22 protein-coding genes are annotated in these 22895 nt (G+C 68.5%); 16 read left to right on the plus strand and 6 right to left on the minus strand.

The window, feature by feature from the left end; genetic code table 11:
* The first annotated feature begins 70 nt into the window (after positions 1–70).
* On the plus strand, positions 71–544 hold the full coding sequence (locus NL1_RS11980) for a VOC family protein (protein WP_067838170.1): 474 nt from the start codon (positions 71–73) through the stop codon (positions 542–544).
* Positions 545–736: 192 nt separating this feature from the next.
* Complete coding sequence (gene thiC, locus NL1_RS11985; RefSeq protein WP_067838013.1) at positions 737–2380, plus strand: phosphomethylpyrimidine synthase ThiC; 1644 nt, start codon at positions 737–739, stop codon at positions 2378–2380.
* 185 nt (positions 2381–2565) lie between these two features.
* Here thiC and NL1_RS11990 read toward each other — a convergent pair whose 3' ends face one another.
* Positions 2566–3120, minus strand: a complete 555-nt coding sequence (locus NL1_RS11990) for a TetR/AcrR family transcriptional regulator (RefSeq protein WP_067838015.1) — start codon at positions 3118–3120, stop codon at positions 2566–2568.
* Positions 3121–3159: 39 nt separating this feature from the next.
* Between NL1_RS11990 and NL1_RS11995 the strand changes: the two genes are divergently transcribed.
* On the plus strand, positions 3160–4404 hold the full coding sequence (locus tag NL1_RS11995; RefSeq protein WP_067838016.1) for a KasA/KasB family beta-ketoacyl-ACP synthase: 1245 nt from the start codon (positions 3160–3162) through the stop codon (positions 4402–4404).
* A gap of 125 nt (positions 4405–4529) precedes the next feature.
* On the plus strand, positions 4530–5324 hold the full coding sequence (locus NL1_RS12000; RefSeq protein WP_067838019.1) for a thioesterase family protein: 795 nt from the start codon (positions 4530–4532) through the stop codon (positions 5322–5324).
* A 1-nt stretch (position 5325) separates the two neighbouring features.
* Here the strand turns inward: NL1_RS12000 and NL1_RS12005 are convergent, their stop codons facing one another.
* The gene (locus tag NL1_RS12005) at positions 5326–5733 is read right to left on the minus strand and encodes a VOC family protein (RefSeq protein WP_067838020.1); all 408 of its coding nucleotides are present in this window, start codon (positions 5731–5733) and stop codon (positions 5326–5328) included.
* Between the two features lie 176 nt (positions 5734–5909).
* Here NL1_RS12005 and NL1_RS12010 point away from each other — a divergent pair, with 176 nt between their 5' ends.
* Positions 5910–6845: a phosphotransferase family protein gene (locus tag NL1_RS12010; RefSeq protein WP_218024395.1), complete on the plus strand. Its 936-nt coding sequence runs from the start codon at positions 5910–5912 to the stop codon at positions 6843–6845.
* Positions 6846–6872: 27 nt separating this feature from the next.
* Here NL1_RS12010 and NL1_RS12015 read toward each other — a convergent pair whose 3' ends face one another.
* Entirely contained in the window at positions 6873–7520 is a 648-nt protein-coding gene (locus tag NL1_RS12015; RefSeq protein ID WP_067838024.1) for a TetR/AcrR family transcriptional regulator, read from the minus strand.
* Between the two features lie 89 nt (positions 7521–7609).
* Between NL1_RS12015 and NL1_RS12020 the strand changes: the two genes are divergently transcribed.
* Both NL1_RS12020 and NL1_RS12025 read left to right on the plus strand, forming a co-directional pair.
* Positions 7610–8695 carry an epoxide hydrolase family protein gene (locus NL1_RS12020; protein WP_067838027.1) on the plus strand — a complete coding sequence of 362 codons (1086 nt, stop codon included), beginning with the start codon at positions 7610–7612 and terminating at the stop codon, positions 8693–8695.
* A 160-nt stretch (positions 8696–8855) separates the two neighbouring features.
* A complete protein-coding gene (locus tag NL1_RS12025) occupies positions 8856–9479 on the plus strand; it encodes an NAD(P)-dependent oxidoreductase (protein WP_067838173.1) in 624 nt (207 codons plus the stop codon).
* A 238-nt stretch (positions 9480–9717) separates the two neighbouring features.
* Here NL1_RS12025 and NL1_RS12030 read toward each other — a convergent pair whose 3' ends face one another.
* A complete protein-coding gene (locus tag NL1_RS12030; RefSeq protein ID WP_067838029.1) occupies positions 9718–10866 on the minus strand; it encodes a GTP-binding protein in 1149 nt (382 codons plus the stop codon).
* Positions 10867–10933: 67 nt separating this feature from the next.
* Here NL1_RS12030 and thiD point away from each other — a divergent pair, with 67 nt between their 5' ends.
* Positions 10934–11779, plus strand: a complete 846-nt coding sequence (gene thiD, locus NL1_RS12035; protein ID WP_067838030.1) for a bifunctional hydroxymethylpyrimidine kinase/phosphomethylpyrimidine kinase — start codon at positions 10934–10936, stop codon at positions 11777–11779.
* Between the two features lie 158 nt (positions 11780–11937).
* On the opposite strand, the gene NL1_RS12040 is transcribed toward thiD, so the two are convergent.
* Together NL1_RS12040 and NL1_RS12045 are read right to left on the minus strand one after the other, a co-directional pair.
* Complete coding sequence (locus tag NL1_RS12040; protein ID WP_067838175.1) at positions 11938–12666, minus strand: TetR/AcrR family transcriptional regulator; 729 nt, start codon at positions 12664–12666, stop codon at positions 11938–11940.
* A gap of 24 nt (positions 12667–12690) precedes the next feature.
* On the minus strand, positions 12691–13026 hold the full coding sequence (locus NL1_RS12045; RefSeq protein WP_067838032.1) for a DUF4873 domain-containing protein: 336 nt from the start codon (positions 13024–13026) through the stop codon (positions 12691–12693).
* A gap of 195 nt (positions 13027–13221) precedes the next feature.
* Here NL1_RS12045 and NL1_RS12050 point away from each other — a divergent pair, with 195 nt between their 5' ends.
* The 8 genes from NL1_RS12050 (at position 13222) to NL1_RS12085 (ending at position 22846) form a co-directional block, all read left to right on the plus strand.
* A complete protein-coding gene (locus NL1_RS12050; protein ID WP_067838035.1) occupies positions 13222–14187 on the plus strand; it encodes a diiron oxygenase in 966 nt (321 codons plus the stop codon).
* On the plus strand, positions 14184–15176 hold the full coding sequence (locus NL1_RS12055) for an AurF N-oxygenase family protein (RefSeq protein ID WP_067838038.1): 993 nt from the start codon (positions 14184–14186) through the stop codon (positions 15174–15176). Before NL1_RS12050 ends, NL1_RS12055 begins: the two co-directional genes overlap by 4 nt.
* A gap of 24 nt (positions 15177–15200) precedes the next feature.
* Complete coding sequence (locus NL1_RS12060) at positions 15201–16766, plus strand: flavin-containing monooxygenase (RefSeq protein ID WP_067838041.1); 1566 nt, start codon at positions 15201–15203, stop codon at positions 16764–16766.
* A gap of 12 nt (positions 16767–16778) precedes the next feature.
* Positions 16779–17627 (plus strand): SDR family NAD(P)-dependent oxidoreductase, encoded by an 849-nt coding sequence (locus tag NL1_RS12065; protein ID WP_067838045.1) that lies wholly within the window; start codon positions 16779–16781, stop codon positions 17625–17627.
* A 9-nt stretch (positions 17628–17636) separates the two neighbouring features.
* Positions 17637–18680: a ferredoxin--NADP reductase gene (locus NL1_RS12070; protein WP_067838046.1), complete on the plus strand. Its 1044-nt coding sequence runs from the start codon at positions 17637–17639 to the stop codon at positions 18678–18680.
* 116 nt (positions 18681–18796) lie between these two features.
* Positions 18797–19426, plus strand: coding sequence for a class I SAM-dependent methyltransferase (locus NL1_RS12075; protein ID WP_067838050.1), 630 nt, complete (start codon positions 18797–18799; stop codon positions 19424–19426).
* Positions 19427–19499: 73 nt separating this feature from the next.
* Positions 19500–20762, plus strand: a complete 1263-nt coding sequence (locus NL1_RS12080) for a bifunctional glycosyltransferase family 2/GtrA family protein (protein WP_067838052.1) — start codon at positions 19500–19502, stop codon at positions 20760–20762.
* Positions 20759–22846, plus strand: a complete 2088-nt coding sequence (locus tag NL1_RS12085) for a glycosyltransferase family 39 protein (RefSeq protein ID WP_067838055.1) — start codon at positions 20759–20761, stop codon at positions 22844–22846. The genes NL1_RS12080 and NL1_RS12085 overlap by 4 nt, the downstream gene beginning before the upstream one ends.
* Positions 22847–22895: the final 49 nt, after the last annotated feature.

Genomic DNA, 22895 nt, shown 5'->3' on the forward strand with positions numbered 1-22895 from the left:
GGTGCGATGAATTCGGCCGGGCTGGGAAGTCTGCACAGGCGAGGACCCGACCCGACGTCAGGAGATGGCCATGCAGAAGATCGTCACGAACCTCTGGTACGACACCCAGGCCGAGGAAGCGGCGGAGTTCTACTGTTCGCTCTTCCCGGACTCCAAGATCACCGACATCCAGTACTACGGCGAGGCGGGGCCGCGCGAGGCCGGGCTCGCCATGGTCATCGACTTCGAGCTGAACGGCCAGAAGTTCACCGCCATCAACGGCGGCGGCGAGTACCACTACACGCACGCCATGTCGCTGCTGGTCAACTGCGAAAGCCAGGTGGAGGTCGACCGCTTGTGGCTGGCGCTGCTCGCCGACGGCGGCCAGGAGATCGAGTGCGGCTGGCTCAACGACAAGTACGGCATCCCCTGGCAGATCTGGCCTGCGCAAGCCAACGAGCTGATGAAGGGCGATCCCGCCGCAGTCGCCCGCGCCACCAAGGCCATGCTCGGCATGAAGAAGATCGACGTGCAGGCCATGCGGGACGCTTACGAGGCGGTCTGACCGCTCACTCACCCCGGTTCGGTCATCGCCGGGCGTGTCCGGATGGCGGGCGGGTATGGTCGGGCGGGAAAATTCACATCGCCAACGGGGGCTCGCACCAGCGGGCTGAGAGGACGGCTAGCCCGCAAGGGCGATACAGGGCCGTCGACCGTATGAACCTGACCGGGTAATGCCGGCGTAGGGAGGAGAAGCATGGCCACCGCCAACGGCGCCGCCGCGCCCGTCGACACCGTGACCACCGGCCCCATCGAGGGCAGCGTCAAGCACTACCTGGAAGTCGACGACCTGCGCATTCCGGTACGTCGCATCAATCTCACCAACGGTGACACCTTCGACGTCTACGACACCTCGGGCCCGTACACCGACGACAGCGCGACCATCGACCTCGAGGCCGGTCTGCCCAAGCTGCGCGACACCTGGGCCAAGCCGCAGGTGGACGGCCCGCCGACCCAGCTGGCCTGGGCGCGGCAGGGGATCGTCACCCCGGAGATGCGGTACATCGCGGCGCGCGAGGGCGTCGAGCCCGAGCTGGTGCGCGACGAGGTCGCGGCCGGTCGCGCGGTGATCCCGGCCAACCACAAGCACCCGGAGCTGGAGCCGACGATCATCGGCAAGAAGTTCCTGGTCAAGATCAACGCCAACATCGGCAACTCGGCAGTGTCCTCCTCGATCGCGGAGGAGGTGGAGAAGATGGTGTGGGCCACCCGCTGGGGCGCGGACACCATCATGGATCTCTCCACCGGCAAGAACATCCACGAGACCCGCGAGTGGATCATGCGCAACTCCCCCGTCCCGGTCGGCACCGTGCCGATCTACCAGGCGCTGGAGAAGGTGAACGGCGATCCGACCCAGCTCACCTGGGAGATCTACCGCGACACCGTCATCGAGCAGTGCGAGCAGGGCGTGGACTACATGACCGTGCACGCGGGCGTACTGCTGCGCTACATCCCGCTGACGGCCAAGCGCGTCACCGGCATCGTCTCGCGCGGTGGCTCGATCATGGCCGCGTGGTGTCTGGCACACCATCAGGAATCCTTCCTGTACACCCACTTCGAGGAACTCTGCGAGATCCTGGCGAAGTACGACGTGACCTTCTCCCTCGGCGACGGCCTGCGTCCCGGCTCTATCGCGGACGCCAACGACGCGGCCCAGTTCGCCGAGCTGCGCACCCTCGGCGAGCTGACGAAGATCGCGAAATCCCATGGCGTGCAGGTGATGATCGAAGGCCCCGGGCACGTGCCGATGCACAAGATCGTGGAGAACGTGCGGCTCGAGGAGGAGCTGTGCGAGGAGGCGCCGTTCTACACCCTCGGCCCGCTGGCCACCGACATCGCGCCCGCCTACGACCACATCACCTCGGCCATCGGCGCCGCGATCATCGCCCAGGCGGGCACGGCCATGCTCTGCTACGTCACGCCGAAGGAACACCTCGGCCTGCCCAACCGCGACGACGTCAAGGTCGGCGTGATCACCTACAAGATCGCCGCCCACTCCGCCGACCTCGCCAAGGGCCACCCGCACGCCCAGCAGCGTGACGACGAATTGTCCAAGGCCCGTTTCGAATTCCGCTGGCGCGACCAGTTCGCCCTCTCGCTGGACCCCGACACCGCGCGGGAGTACCACGACGAGACCCTGCCCGCGGAGCCCGCCAAGACCGCGCACTTCTGCTCCATGTGCGGCCCGAAGTTCTGCTCGATGCGGATCTCCGCCGACGTGCGCGAGTACGCGGAGAAGAACAACCTCACCGACGTGGAGGCCATCGAAGCCGGCATGGCGGAGAAGTCCGCGGAGTTCGCGGAGACGGGGAAGCAGGTTTACCTGCCGGTGGTTTCGTAGGGTTCATCGGTTTACGCCCGTCTCGGTCTTTGTGATCGGGGCGGGCGTTGCTGTTCATGGGGGTTACCTGGCGCGGCGTGAGCGTGGGTTGGTCCCACACAGCGTTCACACTCCTCACACAGGCGGTGCCGTTGTGCGGCGTATGCGGGGTGTGTGGGATGGGAACCGCTGACCGGCAACGGGTTCTATTGCACGGTGCTGTCGATCAGGCGCCGAGCGGCCTTGTCGGTGCGGCTGGCGTCCCCGCTGATGATTCGGTCCTGGAGTATCCCCCGCAGTCCCGAAACCAGCAGAGTGGCAACCACTTCCGGCTCGTCTACTTTGATCGAACGCAACCCGTCGGCCAGTGCTGCAACAAAGGTGCCGATGGCGTCGGTGGCGTACGCCGCGTACGGACCGTCGGAGGCGCACGCCGCACCGAGCACTTGAAGCATCACCTTGACGCTGGTCGCCCCCGCACCGGTGGTGTTGGCGCACCAGAACTCCCACAGCCGGGCGCGTAGGGCAGGGGCGTCGGCGAGGTCGGCGAATACCGCCCGGATGTCCGGGCGTTGGGTGGCGAGGGCTTGGACCAGCAGTTCTTCCTTGGTGTCGAAGTAGTAGATGAGCATGCGCGAGCTGGTGCCGAGTTCGGCGGCGAGTGGGCGCAGCGAGAGTTCGGCGAGGCCGTGGGCGGCGATGTAGTCGACGACGCCGTTGAGGAGTTCGGCGCGTTTGGCGTGGTCGAGTGGGCGGGCCATGGGTTGACTGTAGCGAGTGCTACAGGTATTCATGACATCGTGACTGTAACATTCGCTTCAGAAACTACGGATTCCGTCGTCGTCACCGCCTACGCGGCCACCACTTCACTCGCCGACGACATGGATACGACCTGGTCGGAGCTGTTGCGAGGGCAAACGGGCATAGGCGTGCTCGACGACGACTTCGTCGCCGAGTTCGACCTGCCGGTGCGCATCGGCGGCAAGCTGAAGGCGCATCCGGCCGCGCAGCTGAGCAGGGTCGAACAGCGCAGGCACTCCTACGTCGAGCAGCTGGCGCTGGTCCTCGGCAGGCGGGTCTGGCAGGCGGCGGGTGCGCCCGAGGTCGAGGGCGAGCGGCTGGCGGTGGCGATCGGCACCGGCCTCGGCGGTGGCGACGCGCTGATCGACGCGGTCGATGCCATGCGCGCAGGCGGCTACCGGAAGGTCTCGCCCATGTCGGTGCCGATGGTGATGCCGAACGGTCCCGCCGCGACGGTCGGGCTCGAAATCGGTGCCAAGGCAGGTGTTTTCGCACCAGTCTCGGCGTGCTCGTCGGGTTCGGAGGCGATCGCGCACGCGTGGCGGCTGATCCGCTCCGGCGAGGCCGACGTGGTGGTCACCGGCGGGGTCGAGGGGCACATTCACGCGGTGCCGATCGCGAGCTTCGCCATGATGCGCGCCATGAGCACCCGCAACGAGGAGCCCGAACGCGCCTCGCGCCCCTTCGACCGGGATCGCGACGGCTTCGTCTTCGGCGAAGCGGGCGCGCTCATGGTGCTCGAATCCGAGCGGCACGCCAGGGCGCGCGGGGCCGAGATCCACGCCCGCGTGCTCGGCGCGGGCATCACCTCCGACGCGTTCCACATCGTCGCCTCCGACCCGGAGGGCGTCGGCGCGGCGCGCGCCATGCGCAAGGCCATCGAGACCGCCGGTCTCTCGGTCTCCGATATCGCCCACGTCAACGCGCACGCCACCTCGACACCGATCGGCGACGCGTCGGAGGCGAACGCCATCGCCGCCGTCACCCCGCACGCCTCGGTCTACGCGCCGAAATCCGCGCTCGGGCACTCCATCGGCGCGGTCGGCGCGCTCGAATCCATCCTGACGGTGCTCACCCTGCGCGACCAGATCGTCCCGCCCACGCTCAACCTCGACAACCAGGCCCCCGATATCGACCTCGACATCGTCGCGGACGCGCCCCGGCAGCAGCGAATCGACTACGCGATGAACAACTCCTTCGGCTTCGGCGGCCACAACGTCGCACTGACCTTCGGCCGCGCCTGAACCCCGGCCGCGGCACCGCGCGCTGTCCGGCCGGTTCGGCCGCTCGGCGGGCGTGGCAGAATCGTTAACCGAACGAACTATTGCCACGACCGGCAGCGGCGCCGGCCCGAGGGACGGACGATGACATGAGCGATGCCTTCTACCTCCCGGATCCGGAAGACCCGAAGCGTTTCGTCTCCACCGAACTCACGCGCGGACCGTGGTCGCCCGATGCTCAGCACGCGGGGCCACCGTCGGCGCTGCTCGGGCACGTCATCGAGCGGTGCGAACCACGCGAGGGATTCCAGGTCGGACGCGTCGCGGTGGAGATCCTAGGACCCGTCCCGCTGGAACCGCTGTTCGCCGAGGCCCGTGTCACCCGGCCGGGGCGCAGTGTGGAGCTGCTGGAGGCGACGCTGTCCACCGAGCGCGGTCCGGTGATGAAGGCCAATGCGTGGCGGTTCAAGCTGGCCGAACCCGAACTCCGGCTGCCCCAGGAAATCCAGCCGACAGGAGCGCGGCCCGGCCCCGAGCACGCGCCCGCCCCCGCCCCGTTCCCCGCGGCGCACGAGGTCGGCTTCCACACCGCGATCGAATACCGTTTCGTCACAGGCGCTTTCGGCGAACCAGGCCCGGCGATCTGCTGGATCAGGCTGAAGTATCCGATCGTCGCGGGGACCTCCCCGAGCCCGCTGGAGCGCACCCTTGCGGCCGCCGATTCGGGCAACGGCGTGAGCGCGGTGCTCGACTGGTCGCGCTACCTGTTCATCAACACCGATCTCACCGTCACCCTGCACCGGCAGCCGGTGGGCGAATGGGTCTGCCTCGACGCGGTCACCTACCCGCAGCCGCACGGCATCGGCCTGGCCGAATCGGCGCTGTTCGACGAGAAGGGCCCGCTCGGCCGCAGCACCCAGACGCTCTATCTCGGCATCCGCTGAGCTACGGCCTGGTGGAGATCTGCTGGATCGCCCAGCCGTTGCCGTCGGGGTCGGAGAAGAACACGAACCCGACGTTGTCGAGCGGATCCGGCATCTTCGTCGGGCTCTCGCCGAGCACCTGGATCTCGCCGACCTGCACACCGCGCTCGAGCAGTTCGGCGCGCGCCTTGTGCAGGTCGGGGACCACCAACTGGAGGCCTTGCAACGAACCGGGCGTCATCGAGGGCACCGCACCCTTGCCGATCACGATCGAGCACCCGGAGCCGGGCGGAGTCAGCTGCACGATGCGGACGTCGTCGCCGATCGCGGTGTCGTGATCGACCGCGAAACCGAGTTGTCGCGAGTAGAAGTCCTTGGCGCGGTCGATGTCCGACACCGGAACAATGACCACCTCGAGCGTCCAATTCATGGCGAACCCCTTCGCGTCAGACGGATGGTTCGTTCCTACCATCTCCGGCCGGACTCCGAACCGCATTCGGGCACGCCTCAGCCGCGGCGACCAGTAGTCCGCCGAGTCTCGAGCGGGCCAATAAGCAATGGATGGCCCCACCATGATGTGGCAGTATCGCCCGGATGCCAGGAGGGATGACGACCGACCAGCTTGCCGCCCGTACGTCACGGGCCCTCGACGCGGCCGTCACCGCCGGTCGCGATCTGGGGCTCACGGTGACCGACGCGGCGGTGCTCCACGACGTGTTCTCGGTTGTCGTGCACCTCGCTCCGTCGCCGGTGGTGGTGCGGGTGCCCACCGTTGTGCCGTCCTATCTCGACCCCGACGCCCAGGCGACACGACAGCGAGCGGAGCTCGATGTGGTGACCTGGCTCGCGGAACAGGGCACCCCGGTGATTCCGCCGAGTCCGCTCGTGCCACGAGAACCCGTGCGGCGCAACGGTTTCTCGATGACGTTCTGGCAGCTAGTCGAGCAGGACAGCAGCGTCGAGCCCGACTACGTGCACAACTGCCGCCTGGTCGCCGACCTGCACGCCGCGCTGCGCGACTACCCGGGCGAGCTGCCCTTCCTGTCGGCGGCCGAACCGAGAATGGTCGAAGAAGGCTTCGCCGCCCTCGAAGAGCGCCCCGACCTCATCACCCCGGCGGATCTCGACCGCGCGCGGCGGGAATGGGAGGTCTTGGCCCCCATCGTCCGCTCACGCGCAGCGTTCGAGGCGGCGTTCCCCGGCATCGATCTCCAGCCGATCCACGGGGATGCCCCCGCGGTCAATATCGTCGATACGCCGGGCGGCGCGCTGTACTCCGACTTCGAGTTGGTCACGCTCGGCCCGGTCGAATGGGATGTCGCGTTCTTCGGGCCCGAGTGCGCGGCCGCGTACAACGCCGCCGCGCAGCGACGAGGCCGCCGTCGGCTGGACGAGCGTGTGCTGCGCTTCGTCGACGCGGTGGGCATGTCCCGGACGGTGGCGTGCCTCGCGCTCGTGCCGCAGTTGCCCATGCTCGAGGAGGCGTTGCAACCGTCGATCGAGCAATGGCGAGCGACGCCGCCATTGACGTCCCTGCACTGAGCAGGAATTGCTCGCAGGCGGGTCGCACTACCCGCGCGGTTGCCAGCGCCAGGCGAATTCACCTGACTCAGGCGGCGGGCCGGGCAGGTCGCCGTCTGCCGCGAGACCCGCGACGAGCAGCGCCAGCGTCCGCCTGCGCAGCTGAGCGGTGCGCTGCGGGTCCGGCATGGCGATGGCGGCGCATGCTTCCAGGATCAGCCCGAGATCCTGCGAATTCACCTCCGGCCGTAGCCGTCCCGAGGCGTGTGCGCGGCGGATCAGTTCGGCGTTGACCTCGCCCGCGTGCAGCACATCGGGCCACATCGCGTCGTCGGGCGTGAAAGTGCCCGCCAAGTGCACGGTGAGCGAGTGCACGTCGGCGTCGACCACCCGCTCCAGGAAGCCGACCAACCCGCGCCAGCCGTCCGAATCCTCCAGTGCCGCATCCGCTTCCGCGTTGTAGCGGCGCAGCCCTTCGTGACAGAGGGTGCGCAGCAGCACCTCCTTGCTCGGATAGCGGCGATACAACGCGCTGATGCCGACGCCCGCCCGCTCCGCGACGGCCGCGATGGGGGCACTGGCGTCGGCGAGGAACACGGCCCGCGCCGCGTCCAGGATCAGGCCGTCGTTGCGGGCCGCCTGCGCCTTGCGGCCGGGCAGGCCCTTGCGAGCTGGGGCTTCTGGGGTCTTCGGCATGACTTCAGCTTAACACTTGAAACGGAATGATCCGTTCTGTTACGGTTTGAACAGAACGAAGCATTCCGTTTCAAAACGAGGAGCACCCGATGCCCGCCATCACCCCCTTCCGCATCGACATCCCGCAGGCCGAGCTCGACGACCTCCAGGCGAGGCTGGCCCGCACCCGGTGGGCCGATCAGATCCCCGGCTCCGGCGACACCTACGGCGTGAGCGTCGATCGGGTGCGTCACCTGGTCGACTACTGGCGCACCGGCTTCGACTGGCGCGCGGTGGAGTCGAAGCTCAACGCCCACCCCCAGTTCACGACCGAGATCGACGGTCAGACCGTGCACTTCCTGCACGTGAAATCGCTGCGGGACAACGCCTTTCCGCTGATCCTCAGCCACGGCTGGCCCGGCACCTTCGTCGAATTCCTCGACATCATCGCCCCGCTCTCCGCAGCCGGATTCGACCTGGTGATCCCGTCCGTGCCCGGATACGGATTCTCCGGTCCGACAAGGGAATCCGGTTGGGGCAACACCCGCATCGCCAAGGCGTGGGCGGAGCTGATGAACAGGCTCGGCTACGCCCGCTACGGCGCGGTCGGCAACGACGGCGGTGCGCAGATCTCCGCCGAGATCGGCCGGGTCGATCCCGAACACGTTGCGGGCGTGCATGTCTCGCAGGTGTACTCGTTCCCGTCCGGCGATCCGGCCGAGCTGACCGATCTCACCGAGGACGAGCAGCAGTCGCTGGCGACGCTGGAGTGGTTCGCGCAGAACAAGATGAGCTTCAACATCCTGCAGGCACAGCAGCCGCAGACCTTGGCGCACGCGATCACGGATTCGCCGACCGGGCTCGTCGGGTGGAACGCCCAGCTGCTCGGCCCCGAGCTGGACGACGAATTCGTGCTGACCAATATCGCGATCCACTGGTTCACCGCCACCGCGGGCTCGGCGATCCGGCAGTACTTCGAGAACGCCAAGGCGCAGCAACCGTCCGAGCCGACCACGGTGCCGTTGGCGCTCTGCGGCTCGACCGGCGATTTCCACGGCATCCGGCGCTTCGCCGAGCGCGACCACAAGGCCATCGTGTCCTGGAGGACGAACGACGTGCCGACCCACTACCTGCACCACTCGGCGCCCGAGCTCATCGCGGGCGAGATCACCGAGTTCTTCGCGACGTACCGGTAACGCGCACCCGGCCTCGGCGCACCTCCGTCCCCCGGGGGTGCGCCGAGGCACGTGGACGTTCGCTTATGCCATCGAGAGTCACGGCCATGGTTCGTCTCGCCTCGCGTTGATGTACTGGATTCACCAACGACACACCAGCTTTCACCGCAAGGAGAACACCATGAAAATCGCAGTCTTCGGAGCCACCGGAACCGTCGGCCGACTGGTCGTCGAGCAGGCGCTCGAGCAGGGCCACGAGGTCACCGCCTTCACCCGCAACGCCGCGGGCATCACCCAGCGGCACGAGCGGCTGCGGGTGGTGGAGGGCGACGTCTTCGACACCCACCAGGCCGAGCGGGCGGTCGCGGGCCAGGACGCGGTGGTGATCGCGCTCGGCGACGGCCGCAAGGGCCTGGTCCGCTTCGGCGGCACCAAGTCGGTCGTGGAGGCGATGCACCGCACCGGGGTGAAGCGGCTGATCTGCCAGAGCACGCTCGGCGTCGGCGACAGCCGCGACAACCTCAACTTCCTGTGGAAGCACCTGCTGTTCGGCATCCTGCTGCGCCGCGCCTACAACGACCACGTCGCGCAGGAGGAGTACGTGCGGGCCAGCAACTTGGAGTGGACCATCGTGCGCCCCAGCGCGTTCACCGACGGGCCTCGCACCGGCAGCTACCGGCGCGACTTCCCCGGCTCCGAGCGCGGGCTCACGCTGAAGATCGCGCGCGCCGACATCGCCGACTTCCTGCTCGAACAGCTCACCGACTCGACCTACCTGCACCGGACGCCGGGCATCTCGCACTGATGCCGCGCCGCCCGCGCACCCGCCATCGAGAGTTCTCACACACGCCACGCACCCATCACAGCGCCAGCGCTTATGTGAGGCGTGTGAACCCTCTGTGCGATCACCCGAGAATTCGGGTGAGGCCGCGACCCACGCCCCCTCAATTGCGCGTGGGTCGCGGCGGGTTGGGTGAGTCGGCGGCGGCAGGAGGAAGCGGACGCGATATTTCACCGGCGCGCTCACTGCGGTTGGCCACGATTCACGCGTGCTCGTGCAACTCGCCCCACGCGGGGAACGGGTCGTCGAAGTCGGCCCAAACGTCCTGGCCCGCAGCGAATTCGGCGTCGGTGAGGAGTGCGGCATCCAGCGACGTCCGCACCCGGTCGCCGTCCAGGTGCACGCCGATGAAGACGATCTCCTGCCCGGCAGGCACTTCCAGCGACGACCACCACGCGGCGGGCTCGAAGGTCAGGTTGGGTCCGGCCTGCGACCAGATCGCCGCCAGGCTCGCCCGGCTGGCGAGCCAGCAGAATCCCTTGCTGCGCAACATGCCTCGCAGTTGTTCCAGGGCCGCGGCCAGCCGAGCCGGATGGAACGGGCGTTCGGCGGTGTAGGTGATACTGCGGATGCCGTATTCCTCGGTCTCCGGAACATGGCCGCCCGCAAGCTCTTCGTCCCACCCCTCGGCCTCCGCGGCGACCCGCGGGTCGTACCGTCCGGTGCCGAGCACCTCGCCGAGCTCGACCACGCCGCGCTCGGTGCGCAGCACTCGCGCGCGCGGATTGAGCCGTCGCACCGTGGCTTCCACCGTCCCCGCGGCGTTCGCGCTCACCAGGTCGGTCTTGTTGATCACCAGTACGTCGGCGAATTCCACCTGGTCCACCAGCAGGTCGGCGATGGTGCGCTCGTCGCCCGCGCCCGCCTCCAGATTCCGTTCCGCCAGCGCCTGGCCCCGGACCACCTCGCCGAGAAAGGTCGAGGCGTCGACCACCGTCACCATGGTGTCCAGCCGGGCGATGTCGCCGAGCTTGAAGCCGTCCTCGAATTCCCAGTCGAAGGTCGCCGCCACCGGCATCGGCTCCGAGATTCCCGTCGACTCGATGACCAGCTGATCGAAGCGGCCCGCCCTGGCCAGCCTGCCCACCGCCTCGATGAGGTCCTCGCGCAGCGTGCAGCAGATGCAGCCGTTGGTGAGTTCGACGAGCTTCTCCTCGGTGCGGTCCAGGTGCCCCTGGCCCGCGACGAGCGCGGCGTCGATGTTCACCTCGCTCATGTCGTTGACGATGACCGCGACCCGGCGGCCCTCGCGGTTGGCCAGGATGTGGTTGAGCAGCGTGGTCTTGCCTGCTCCGAGGAATCCGGACAGCACGGTGACGGGCAGCAGATCGGAGCGCGATGAAGTGGTCACGCACTAATGATAATGGTTTTCATTTGCTTCGTCGCCGCCGGGTGGAACGCCCACTAAGGTCAGGCCTGTGAAACTGCTGCCCCTTCCCGCCGACGGACAGACCCCGGTCCGCGTCCTCACCATCGCAGGCACCGACTCCGGCGGCGGCGCCGGAATCCAGGCCGACTCGCGCACGATGGCGATGTGCGGGGTGCACGCGTGCGTCGCCGTCGCGGCGGTGACGGTGCAGAACTCGGTGGGCGTGAGCGGCTTCCACGAAATTCCGCCGCAGATCGTCGCCGACCAGGTGCGTTCGGTGGTCGGCGATATCGGCGTCGGCGCGGCCAAGACGGGCATGCTCGCCTCGACGGCCATCATCGAGGCGGTGGCCGAGGTCTGCCGCGAAGTGGGCATCGGCCGCGACAGCACGATTCCGCTGGTGGTCGACCCGGTGGCGGCTTCCATGCACGGCGACGCGCTGCTGCACGCCGAGGCGCTGGATGCGGTGCGCCACACGCTGATTCCGCTGGCCACGATCGTGACGCCCAACCTCGACGAGGTCAGGCTGATCACCGGGATCACGGTCACCGACCAGGCCTCGGCGCGGCGCGCGGCCGAGGCGCTGCACGCGCTCGGCGCGCGCTGGGCGATCGTGAAGGGCGGACACCTGCGCTCCTCCGAGACGAGCACCGACCTGCTCTTCGACGGCGAGAACTTCCACGAGTTCACCGCGCCGCGCCTCACCACCGGTAACGACCACGGCGGCGGCGACACCCTCGCGGCGGCCATCGCCTGCGCCCTCGCGCACGGTTACCCGGTGCCCGAGGCGGTCGAGTTCGCCAAGGAATGGACCCGGCGCTGCCTGGCCGCCGCCTACGATCTGGGCGCGGGCCACGGGCCGGTCTCGCCGCTGTGGCGGCTGCATCTTTCCTGACAGCCGCGGCGCCGAAACTTGTCGGTGGGCAGGCTCATACTGGGTATGTCGCGAACACAGCCGGCCTCAACGGCGCGGCTCGGCTAGGAACAACGGCGTTCGCAGTGGACGCGGCAAGGCCCCCGTGCCGTCCGCGGGCGGCACCTTCGGGGTCGGCTTCAGGATGATTCGGCCGAAAAGGCGAGGTGCAGGGGCAGATCGGCGTCGATGACGATGCCGTTGAGACGGGCGTTGGCCTCCGCGAGCGCCGAGGCGATCTCGGCGATGTAGGCGACGAACTTCTCGATCGGCATCGCGTTGGCCCGAAGCCGGTTCGCGCCGAGCCACCAGTCGGTGGCCGAGGCGACCGCGCCGAATATCGAATAGTTGACGAGTTCGACGCTGGCGACGTCGATCGAGTCGTCCTCGACCAGACCGGCGAACAGTTCGGCCGCGCGGCGCGCCGATTGCCTGGCCGATTGCAGCGCCCGCTCGGACTCGTCGGCCTGCTGGGTGAAGTGGCTGTGCAGCATGAAACGGAAGACGTTCGGGTGCTCGGTGACCACCAGCGCGTACTCCGCGGCGCCGCGGCGCACCAGTTCACGAGCCGAGTCGTTGCTCAGATCGATACTCGAGATGATGCGCTCCCACAACATGTCGCGCACCCGGTCGACGATGGCGTTGTAGAGGTCGGTCTTGTCCTCGAAGTGCCGGTACAACTTCGGCTTCGCGGCGCCCGCCTCCTTGGCGATATCGCCCATGCTGACTTCGGGACCGAACTTGTCCAGCGCGCGGAACGCGGCGTCGACGAACTCGTCGCGCACCTTCACCCGATGCGCACGCCACCGCTCGGTCCGGGCGTCGACCCGCTTGGGTCGCGCCTGGTCGACTTCCCGGCGGCTGTGCATCACGGATCCGACCGTACCAATTCTTCAGCCGACCTCGGTCGACTCGGTGGGGACAGGAAAGGGCGGCGTGCTCTTGCCGGTGATCCGGAAGCGCCGCCACGGATCGGGGTCGCCGACGTAGCCCTCGCGGGCGCTGTGTGCGGTGCGGATGGTGACCCTGGTGCGCGGTTCGTCACCGAGCGCGGCCGCCAGGTCGTCGTTCGGGCGGATCCGGCCGAACCACCGGTAGATGCCGTCGATCGGTTCCCGATAGCCGCGCAATTCGACCTGCACCGGGATCTCGCGGCCGTGCACGACCAGGGTCGCCGCGCCGAGGTAATCGGATCCCGCGTGCGGACTGCCTGCGAAGGCGCTGTTCATCTCGACTCCTGCGTTCGGTCGTAAAGCCCCACCCGACCTCGGCCGTTGACATCGAGTGAGACGTAGGACACACTCGTAAATGTACACGGAACCGGCGGTATTGGGTACTAGGAGTTCCGCAATCGCGGCCCCCGCCTTCCCGCACCGCCTTCCGGCACAGCGCTCGAGACCCAGCACAGAGAGCTGGTGGGGACAATGACGTCCAGCCACGATTACGGATTCCGGCCCGCCACCACGCCGTCCGGCGCGTCCGTGCAGCGCCGCCGCCACATCGGCGACCGGCAGACCACCGCGCGACGGCTGTTGTTCGCGGGCGCCGCCGAAGCGGCCTACGATCCCGATCTCGACATCGACTGGGACGCCGCGCCCGATCCCACCAAGAATTGGCTTCCGCCGGAACGCATTTCGCTCTACGGCAGCGGGCTGTGGGAGCGGCTGACCCCCGAGCAGCGGCGCGAACTCGGCAAGCACGAGCTGGTCAGCATGCTCAGCGTGGGCATCTACGCGCAGTCCATGCTGTCCATGCTGATGTTTCGAGATGTCATCGAAAGCCGCGATCCCGTCGACGATCACACCCGGTTCACGCTCGCGTCGATCCACGACGAGAGCCGCAACTCCACCATGTACAGCAGGCTGATCAATGCCACCGGCCTGCCGCCCTACCGCCTGCCCGCGCCGCTACGCGCGCTGACCAAGCTCACGCTGTGGATCCCGGACGGTCCCGCCGCGCTCGGCTTCCGCCTGCTCATCGAGGAGATGGCGGCGCAGCTGCTGCGCGACCTCACCGCCGACCCGGACATCCAGCCGCACCTGCGCCAGCTGGCGCTGCTGCACGCTGCCTCCAGTGCCCGTCACATCGAGGCGACGCGCGCGGAGTTGTTGCGCGCCATCGACTCTCGCGGTCCGATCCGCGCCGCGCTGCACCGCTGGGCGCTCAGCGCCGTGGTCGCGGTCGCCTACGCGGCGCTCGTGCACCCGGCGGTCTATCGCTCCGTCGGCATCCATCCGCTTGCCGGGGCCGTGTCCGCGGTGACCACCGGCGCCTATCGACGCAACGCACGCATCGCGACGGCGACCGTGCGCGAGTTCCTACGCGAAACGTACCGGCCCCAGTGCATTTCGGGCGTTCCCTCGATCACGAACAGGAGAGCGGTGCGATGACCACCGAAGCCACCCGACCCATCGTCACCACCGCGGGCGCCTCGACGGTGCGCCGCAAGACGGTCGGCGACCGGCAGAAGACCGCCGAGCGCCTGCTGCGCTCCTCCGCCGAACGCGCCTACGACGGCGAGGTCGACATCGACTGGGACGCACCGATCGAGCCGGGCCTGCACTGGATACCGGAACACCGGCAGTCGCTGTACGGCACCGCGCTGTGGGAACGCCTCACCCCGGAACAGCGCACCGAACTCGGGCTGCACGAGCTGGTCAGCGTGCTCAGCTTCGGCATCTTCGCGGAGGCGGGGCTGAGCACGATGCTCTTGCGCACCGTGCTGGAGAGCGAACAGCTGGTGGACGACCACACCCGCTACGCGCTGGCCGAAATCGGCGAGGAGACACGGCATTCCACGATGTTCGGCCGCCTGGTGAATCTCACCGGCCTGCGGCCGTATCTGCTGCCGAAGACCGGACGCAAGCTCGGTCGCCTCACCGCCTTCATTCCGCTCGGGCCATCCGCCTACGCGGGCACCCTGCTCATCGAGGAGATCCTGGACCGGTTGCAGCGCGAGGCGATGAACGATCCGAACCTGCAACCCCATGTGCGCCAGCTGATGAAGATCCACGTACTGGAGGAGGCGCGCCACATCACCTACGCCCGTGAGGAATTGGTGCGCGCCATCGAGGCCCGCGGCAAGGCGTCCAACGCCTTCCACCGGCTGGTTTTCGCGGTGATGGTGCTCGGCGTCTATCCCGTGCTGATCAATCCGCGTGTGTACCGATCGGTGGGCATCGATCCGCTGCACGGGTTCCTCGCGGCGTTCACCTCACCGAACTTCCGGGTGAACGCGACCTTCGCGGGCGAACCGCTGCTGCGTTTCGCCCACGAGGTGGGCATGCTCGACGGCGCGGTGACGCGGCGGCTCTACCACATGTCGCGCAGTGTGCCGCAGGACGTTCTCGACGATCTCGACCGCCGCGCGGCGGCGTGATCCGCACCGATCGGAAGTGACGCGATGACAGCGCAGCATTCGTCTCCGGTCCGCACCGAGGTGCTGATCATCGGCAGCGGATTCTCCGGCCTCGGCATGGGAATCGCCTTGGACAAGGCGGGACTCGGCGACTACCTGATCGTGGAGAAGGCCGACGAGATCGGCGGCACCTGGCGCGACAACACCTATCCCGGCTGCGCCTGCGATGTGCCGACCCACCTGTACTCGTATTCCTTCGAGCCCAGGTCGAATTGGCAACGGCTGTTCTCCGAGCAGCCGGAGATCTTCGACTACCTGAAGGAAGTCGCCGCCAAGTACCGGCTGCGCGACCGTATCCGGTTCGGCCAGCACATGGTTCGCGGCCACTGGGACGACGGCGAACGGCGCTGGCACGCATTCGGCGCCGACGGCCAGGAGTACGTCGCGCGCTTCATCGTCTCGGCCATCGGGGCGCTGCACATTCCGAGCATTCCGGAGTTCCCCGGTCGCTCCGAATTCACGGGCGCCGCTTTCCATTCGGCGCAGTGGGACCACGGTGTCGACCTGCGCGGCAAGCGGGTGGCGGTGATCGGGACCGGGGCGAGCGCGATCCAGTTCGTGCCGGAGATCGTGGACGAGGTGGGCGCGCTGACGGTGTTCCAGCGCACCGCCCCGTGGGTGCTGCCGCGCGCCGACGTGGTCTTCTCCGACCGGTTCCGCACCGCGCTGCGCCGGGTGCCCGGACTGCGGTTCGCACTGCGCAACGGCATCTACTGGGGCGCGGAGGTCGGCGCCTACGCGATGACCCGCAGACCCGACCTGCTGAAGACGCTGGAGTGGGTCGGCAAGCGGCACATCGCGCGCCAGATCGCCGATCCCGCGCTGCGCGCCGCGGTGACACCCGACTATCGCGCGGGCTGCAAACGGCTACTCGGCTCGGACACCTACTATCCGGCGCTGGCCGACCCCAAGACCACCGTGGTCACCGACCACATCGACCATGTCACCGCCCGGGGCATCGTCACCGCCGACGGCGTCGAACACCCGGCCGACGTGATCGTCTACGGCACCGGATTCCACGTCATCGATTCGTTCACCAACCTGTCCATCACCGGCCGCAATGGCGTCGACCTCGGCGAACGCTGGACCGAGGAGGGCGTGCAGGCGCACCGCGGTATCACCGTGGCCGACATACCGAACGCCTTCTTCCTGCTCGGCCCGAACACCGGGCTCGGCCACAACTCGATCATCTTCATGATCGAGTCGCAGATCCACTACGTGCTGGACGCGATCCGGCAGGTGCGGGCGCGCGGCGCGGTGGCGCTGGCGCCCCGGCGGGCGGCGCAAGACCGCTTCAACGCCGGACTCCAGCACAAGCTGGCCCGCTCGGTGTGGAACACCGGCGGCTGCCGCAGCTGGTATCTGGACGAGCACGGCAACAATCGCACGCTGTGGTCCGGCTTCACCTGGCAGTACTGGCTCCAGACCAGGCGGCTGCGCGCGGGCGAGTACGAGTTCATCGGTCCAGCGCCGAGCACGCCGGTGCGACCGACCACGGTGCTGGAAAACGAACCCGCCCAGACCTTCCCGACCACGGTCACCGGCAACTGACAGGGGAATCCCGTGCGCCACTTCGACAACAAGGTTGCCGTCATCACCGGTGCGGGCTCCGGCATCGGCCGGGCGCTCGCACTGGAGCTGGCGCGCCACGGCAGCCGCCTCGCCCTGTCCGACATCGACACCGGCGCGGTCGCCGACACCGCAGGCTGCTGCGAAAAGCTCGGCGCCACCGCGATTCCGTACCAGCTGGACGTGGCGCAGCGGGCCGCCGTCTACGCCCACGCCGAAGACGTGCGTACCGAGTTCGGCGGCGTCGACCTGGTGGTGAACAACGCGGGGGTGGCGCTGAGCGCCGACGTCCTCGATATGGACTGGGACGATTTCGACTGGCTGATGAACATCGACTTCTGGGGCGTCGCACACGGCACCAAGGCCTTCCTGCCCGACGTGATCGCCTCCGGGGATGGGCACATCGTCAACGTCTCCTCGGTCTTCGGACTGATCGGCATCCCGTCCCAAAGCGCATACAACGCCGCCAAATTCGCGGTGCGCGGCTTCACCGAGGCGTTGCGGCAGGAGATGCGCATCGCCGGGTATCCGGTCGGGGTCACCTGCGTGCATCCCGGCGGTGTGTCGACCGGCATCGCCGCGAGCGCGCGCGGCATCCCGGACGGGCTGGACCGGGAGACGGTGCGCCGCGGCTTCGAGCTGATCACCATGACCAGCCCGGAAGCGGCCGCGAAGATCATCCTGCGCGGCGTGCGCAAGAACAAGGCGCGCGTGTTGATCGGGCCGGACGCACGCGGCTTCGACCTGGTCCCGCGGCTGCTCGGGCCGCACTACGAGGATCTCGGCGTACCGCTGTATCGGCTGGGCAAGCGGGCCGCGGGCCGGTTCGGCATCGAGCTGTAGGCGGGACCGATGACGCAGGTCAATTCCCACGTACACATCCTGGAAGTGGTGGAGGTGATCAAGGAGACGGACGCGGCGGTCTCGCTGGTGTTCGAGATTCCCGACGCGCTCGTCCCTCGATTCCGCTATCACCCCGGGCAATTCCTCACCCTCGAGGTGCCGAGCGAACGCACCGGCTCGGTGGCCCGCTGCTATTCGCTGTCCAGCTCACCGCATCTGGACGACGACGCCATCGTGACCGTGAAGCGCACGGCGGACGGGTACGCCTCGAATTGGCTGTGCGACAACGCGTCCGTCGGCATGCGGCTGCGGGTGCTCGCGCCGTCCGGGGTGTTCGTGCCGAAATCACTGGACGCCGATCTGCTGCTGCTCGCGGCGGGCAGCGGCATCACCCCGATCATGTCCATCGCGAAGTCGGCGCTGATCGCGGGGTCGGGCACTGTGCTGCTGATCTACGCGAACGACGACGCGGACTCGGTGATCTTCGGCGCGGAGCTCGACGAGATGGCGGTCGAGTTCCCGGACCGGTTCACGGTGGTGCACTGGCTGGTCGACGAGCGCGGCCTGCCAACGACGACCGCGCTGCGCGACCTGTTCACACCGTACCCGCGCTACGACGCCTTCCTCTGCGGCCCAGCGCCTTTCCTCGCGACGTGCACCGCGGCGCTGCGCGCGATCGGCATGCCGGACTCACACATTCACCACGAGAAGTTCCAGTCGTTGACCGGTGATCCATTCGCCGACATCGAACTGCCGGGCGCGGACGCCGAATCCGGCACGGCCACAGCGACGGTCGAGCTCGACGGACGCACGCTGGAGCTGCCGTGGCCGCGCACCCGCACGCTGCTCGAGGTGCTGCTGGCCAACGGCTACGACGCGCCGTTCTCCTGCCGAGCGGGCGAGTGCAGCGCGTGCGCCTGCACGATCCGGGCGGGCGAGGTGCGAATGCTGCGCAACGAGACGCTGGTCGACGCCGATCTCGCGCTCGGCCTCACCCTCGCATGCCAATCCGTTCCCGTCTCCGACCGCGTCCACATCGACTTCGATCAGTGAACCTTTGCTGAAACAGCAACGAAACTGGCTCCGCCTCGCGGCCCGCGGGCACCATGCCCTGAGCGGGTTCTCCCCGCGGTCCATCCACGGCATACGCAGGTCAGGAGAGGCGTTCGATGACCGAAACCACCGCTCAGAAGTACTGGGAAGACTTCTACCGTGAGCGCGATCGAGTCTGGACCGGCAAACCGAATGTGTTGCTGGTCCGTGAAGTCTCCGATCTCACGCCGGGCTCCGCGCTCGACCTCGGCTGCGGCGAGGGCGGCGACGCCATCTGGCTGGCCGAGCGTGGCTGGCGGGTGCGCGCCGTCGACGTGTCGGTCATCGCGTTGTCGCGGGCAGCCGAGCGCGCCGCCGGGGCTGGCGTCGGCGACCGAATCACTTGGGAGCGGCACGATCTGGCGCATTCCTTTCCCGCGGGCTCGTTCGATCTGGTGACGTCTCAGTTCCTGCACTCGCCGGTCGCCGCGGACGGCGAACGCGACAAGATCCTGCGGCACGCCGCCAAGGCCGTCGCGCCCGGCGGTGTGCTGCTCATCGTGGCGCACGCGGGCTGGCCGACCTGGATGACCGAGGCGCCGTTCCTCGAATTCCCAACCATCCCCGGCACGCTCGCCGCCCTCGATCTGTCCCCCGAGGCATGGCAGGTCGAGACCGGGGAAGTCATCGATCGCGAATGGCCCGGTCCCGAGGGACAGGCGGGCCGCAGGGAAGACACGGTGCTGCGCATCCGCCGGCTGCGGTAGTTGGGGCGTACCCCCAGCAACCTCACAGCCCGGTCCCAGCGCCACGGCAGGTGCGCCGCCGACGGTAGACGCCATGACCGAAACCGTGGCCGTCGCCAGCGCGGCGCAACAGAATCGAGCCACGGGCCGCCCGCCCGTGCTCGACGTGGTGATTCCCGTCTACAACGAGGAGGCCGACCTGGGCATCTGCGTGCAGCGACTGCACGCGTACCTGGGCGGCGGCTTCCCCTTCCCGGCGCGCATCACCATCGCCGACAACGCGAGCACCGACGCGACCCTCCAGGTCGCCCGGCTGCTCGCGGCCGAATACAACGACGTGCGCGTGGTGCACCTGGACGCCAAGGGCCGCGGCCTGGCACTGCGCGCCGTGTGGGAGCACTCCGACGCGCAGGTCGTCGCCTATATGGACGTCGACCTGTCCACCGACCTCGACGCACTGCTGCCCCTGGTGGCTCCGCTGGTCTCCGGCCACTCCGACCTGGCCATCGGCACCCGCCTGACCGCGGGCTCGCGGGTGGTGCGGGGACCGAAGCGCGAATTCATCTCCCGCAGCTACAACCTGATCCTGAAAGCCGCGCTGCGCACCGGGTTCTCCGACGCGCAGTGCGGTTTCAAGGCGATGCGCACCGATGTCGCACGGCGGCTGCTGCCGCTGGTGCAGGACGGCGAATGGTTCTTCGACACCGAACTGCTGGTGCTCGCCGAACGCGCGGGCCTGCGCATCCACGAGGTGCCGGTGGACTGGATCGACGATCCCGACAGCCGCGTCGACATCGTCGACACCGCGCGCAAGGATCTCCATGGCATCTGGCGGCTGGGCCGGGCCATGGCCACCGGCGCGCTGCCGCTGGACGACGTGCGGCGGGCCATCGGGCGGGAACCGCTGCTGCCGGGCGTACTGCTGGGCATGGTGGGTCAGGCGGTGCGATTCGCGCTCATCGGCGTCGCCTCGACGGTCGCGTACCTGCTGCTCTATCTGTTGTGGCAACCGCTGGCCGGGCCGCAGGCGGCGAATTTTATCGCGCTGCTGGTGACGGCCGTCGGCAACACCGCGGCCAACCGTGCCTTCACCTTCGGTGTGCGCGGCACGAACGGCGTTGTCGCACATCACTTCCAGGGACTGCTGCTCTTCGGATTCGGCCTGCTGGTCACGAGCGGCTCCCTGTTCGCGCTGCACCGCTGGGCGCCGGACGCGCCCGTGCACTTGGAGCTGCTGGTGCTGGTGGTCGCCAATCTCGTGGCGACCCTGGCGCGGTTCGTCGGATTGCGCTGGGTCTTCCGGGACGCGGGCGACCGAGGGTACCGGACGACCGTTGTGGACGAGGGCCGCCGATGAGCACCGCGACGCTGACGCCGCCGGAATCCGTTTCGCTTCACCGGAACTCGAACTCGTCGAAGCGCGATCGCTGGGAGCATCCGGCACTCGCCGTGCTGCTCATCGGGACCGGCGTGGCCTACCTCTGCAACCTCGGCGCGAACGGCTGGGCGAACTCCTTCTATTCGGCTGCGGTGCAAGCTGGTTCGCAGTCGTGGACAGCGTTCTTCTTCGGCTCCTCGGATGCGGGGAACTCGATCACCGTCGACAAACCGCCCGCCTCGCTGTGGCTGATGGAACTCTCGGTGCGCCTGTTCGGGCTGAGCAGCTGGAGCATTCTGGTGCCGCAGGTGCTGCTCGGCGTCGGCACCGTGGCACTGCTGTGGGCGACGGTGCGGCGGTCGTTCGGCCCCGCCGCGGGTCTGCTCTCCGGGCTGGTCGTCGCCGTGACTCCCGTTGCCGCGCTGATGTTCCGGTTCAACAATCCCGACGCGCTGCTGGTGTTCCTGATGGTCGCCGCGGCGTGGGCCATGCTGCGCGCGGTGGCGGACGGACGTTGGCGCTGGCTCGTGCTCACCGGAGCTTTCATCGGTTTCGGATTTCTGGCCAAACAGTTGCAGGTGCTGCTCGTGGTTCCCGCGCTGGCGCTGACCTATCTGATCGCTGGTCCGCCCGCGCTCGGCAAGCGGATCGCGCAGCTGTGCGCGGCGGGCGTCTCGATGGTGGCAGCGGCGGGCTGGTGGCTGCTGGCGGTGGAACTCTGGCCCGCGTCTTCGCGACCGTGGATCGGTGGTTCCCAAAGCAATTCGATCCTGGAACTCACGCTCGGCTACAACGGACTCGGCCGCCTCAACGGCAACGAGACCGGCAGCGTCGGCCCGGGCGCCAAAGGCGGGCGCAGTCCGATGTGGGGCGATGCCGGGATCACCCGGCTGTTCGAACCCGCGCAGGGTGGGCAGATCGCCTGGCTGATCCCCGCGGCGGCGGTAGCGCTGATCGCCGGGATCATGCTGCGCGGCAGGGCTCCTCGAACCGACGGCAGGCGAGCCGCGCTGGTGCTGTGGGGCGGGTGGCTGCTGGTGACCGGCCTGGTCTTCAGCTTCATGGCGGGGATCTTCCACCAGTACTACACCGTCGCGCTGGCGCCCGCGATTGCGGCATTGGTCGGCTCCGGCATGGTCCTGCTGTGGCGCGAACGGGACCGCGTCCACGTGCGGGTGGCACTGGCCATCGCTACCGGCACGACCACCGCGGCGGCTTGGATATTGCTCTCGCGCAGCGCGGATTTCGTGCCATGGTTGCGGTGGACGATCCTGGTGGCCGATGTCGCCGCGACGGTGGCGCTGCTGTTTCCCCTGGGGCGCAAGCGTTCTGTCGTCGCCGCGCTGACCGCCGCGTTCGTCGGCCTGGCCGGGCCGGTGGCCTACACCGTCCACACGCTGGCCACACCGCATTCCGGTCCGATCCCGACGGCGGGGCCGAGTGTCGGTTTCGGCTTCGGCGGTCGACCGGGCGGCGGCGGCGCGACGGGTGGTGGACCGATGATGCCGGGCGGCAACGGAAGCGATAGGCCACCGAGAGGTGCTCCGGGGGCGAGCGATACCGCACCGGCTCCCGGCGGCACGGGAGACGGCGCCGCCGCGATCCCTGGCGGCACCACAGGTCCGAACGGCACAGCACCGGCCCAGTCCTCGCCAAGTGGCGGAACACGCGGCGGCCCAGCTGGTTTCGCTGGCCCGGGCGGCGGGTTCATGAGCGCCAGCACCCCCGGCGACCAACTGGTCGCCTTGCTCGAGGACAACGGTGACGCCTACACCTGGGTGGCGGCGACGGTCAGTTCCAATCGCGCGGCGGGCTATCAGCTCGCCACCGAGCTGCCCGTGATGCCGATCGGCGGCTTCAACGGCACCGATCCGTCGCCCACGCTGGCCCAGTTCCAGCAGTACGTGGCCGACGGGAAGATCCACTACTTCCTCGGCGGCGAGGACTCCCGACCGAACGGCGACGAGTCCTCGGAGAGCGCGAAGATCACCGCGTGGGTGCGGGCCAACTTCACCGCGATGGAAGTCGACGGGGTCACCGTCTACGACCTCACCACTCGCTGAAAACCGTTGCGCACCGGATCTTTCGAGATCCGGTGCGCAGCGTCATCGA

The sequence above is a fragment of the Nocardia lijiangensis NBRC 108240 genome (assembly GCF_001613045.1).
In the GTDB taxonomy this organism is placed as follows: domain Bacteria; phylum Actinomycetota; class Actinomycetes; order Mycobacteriales; family Mycobacteriaceae; genus Nocardia; species Nocardia lijiangensis.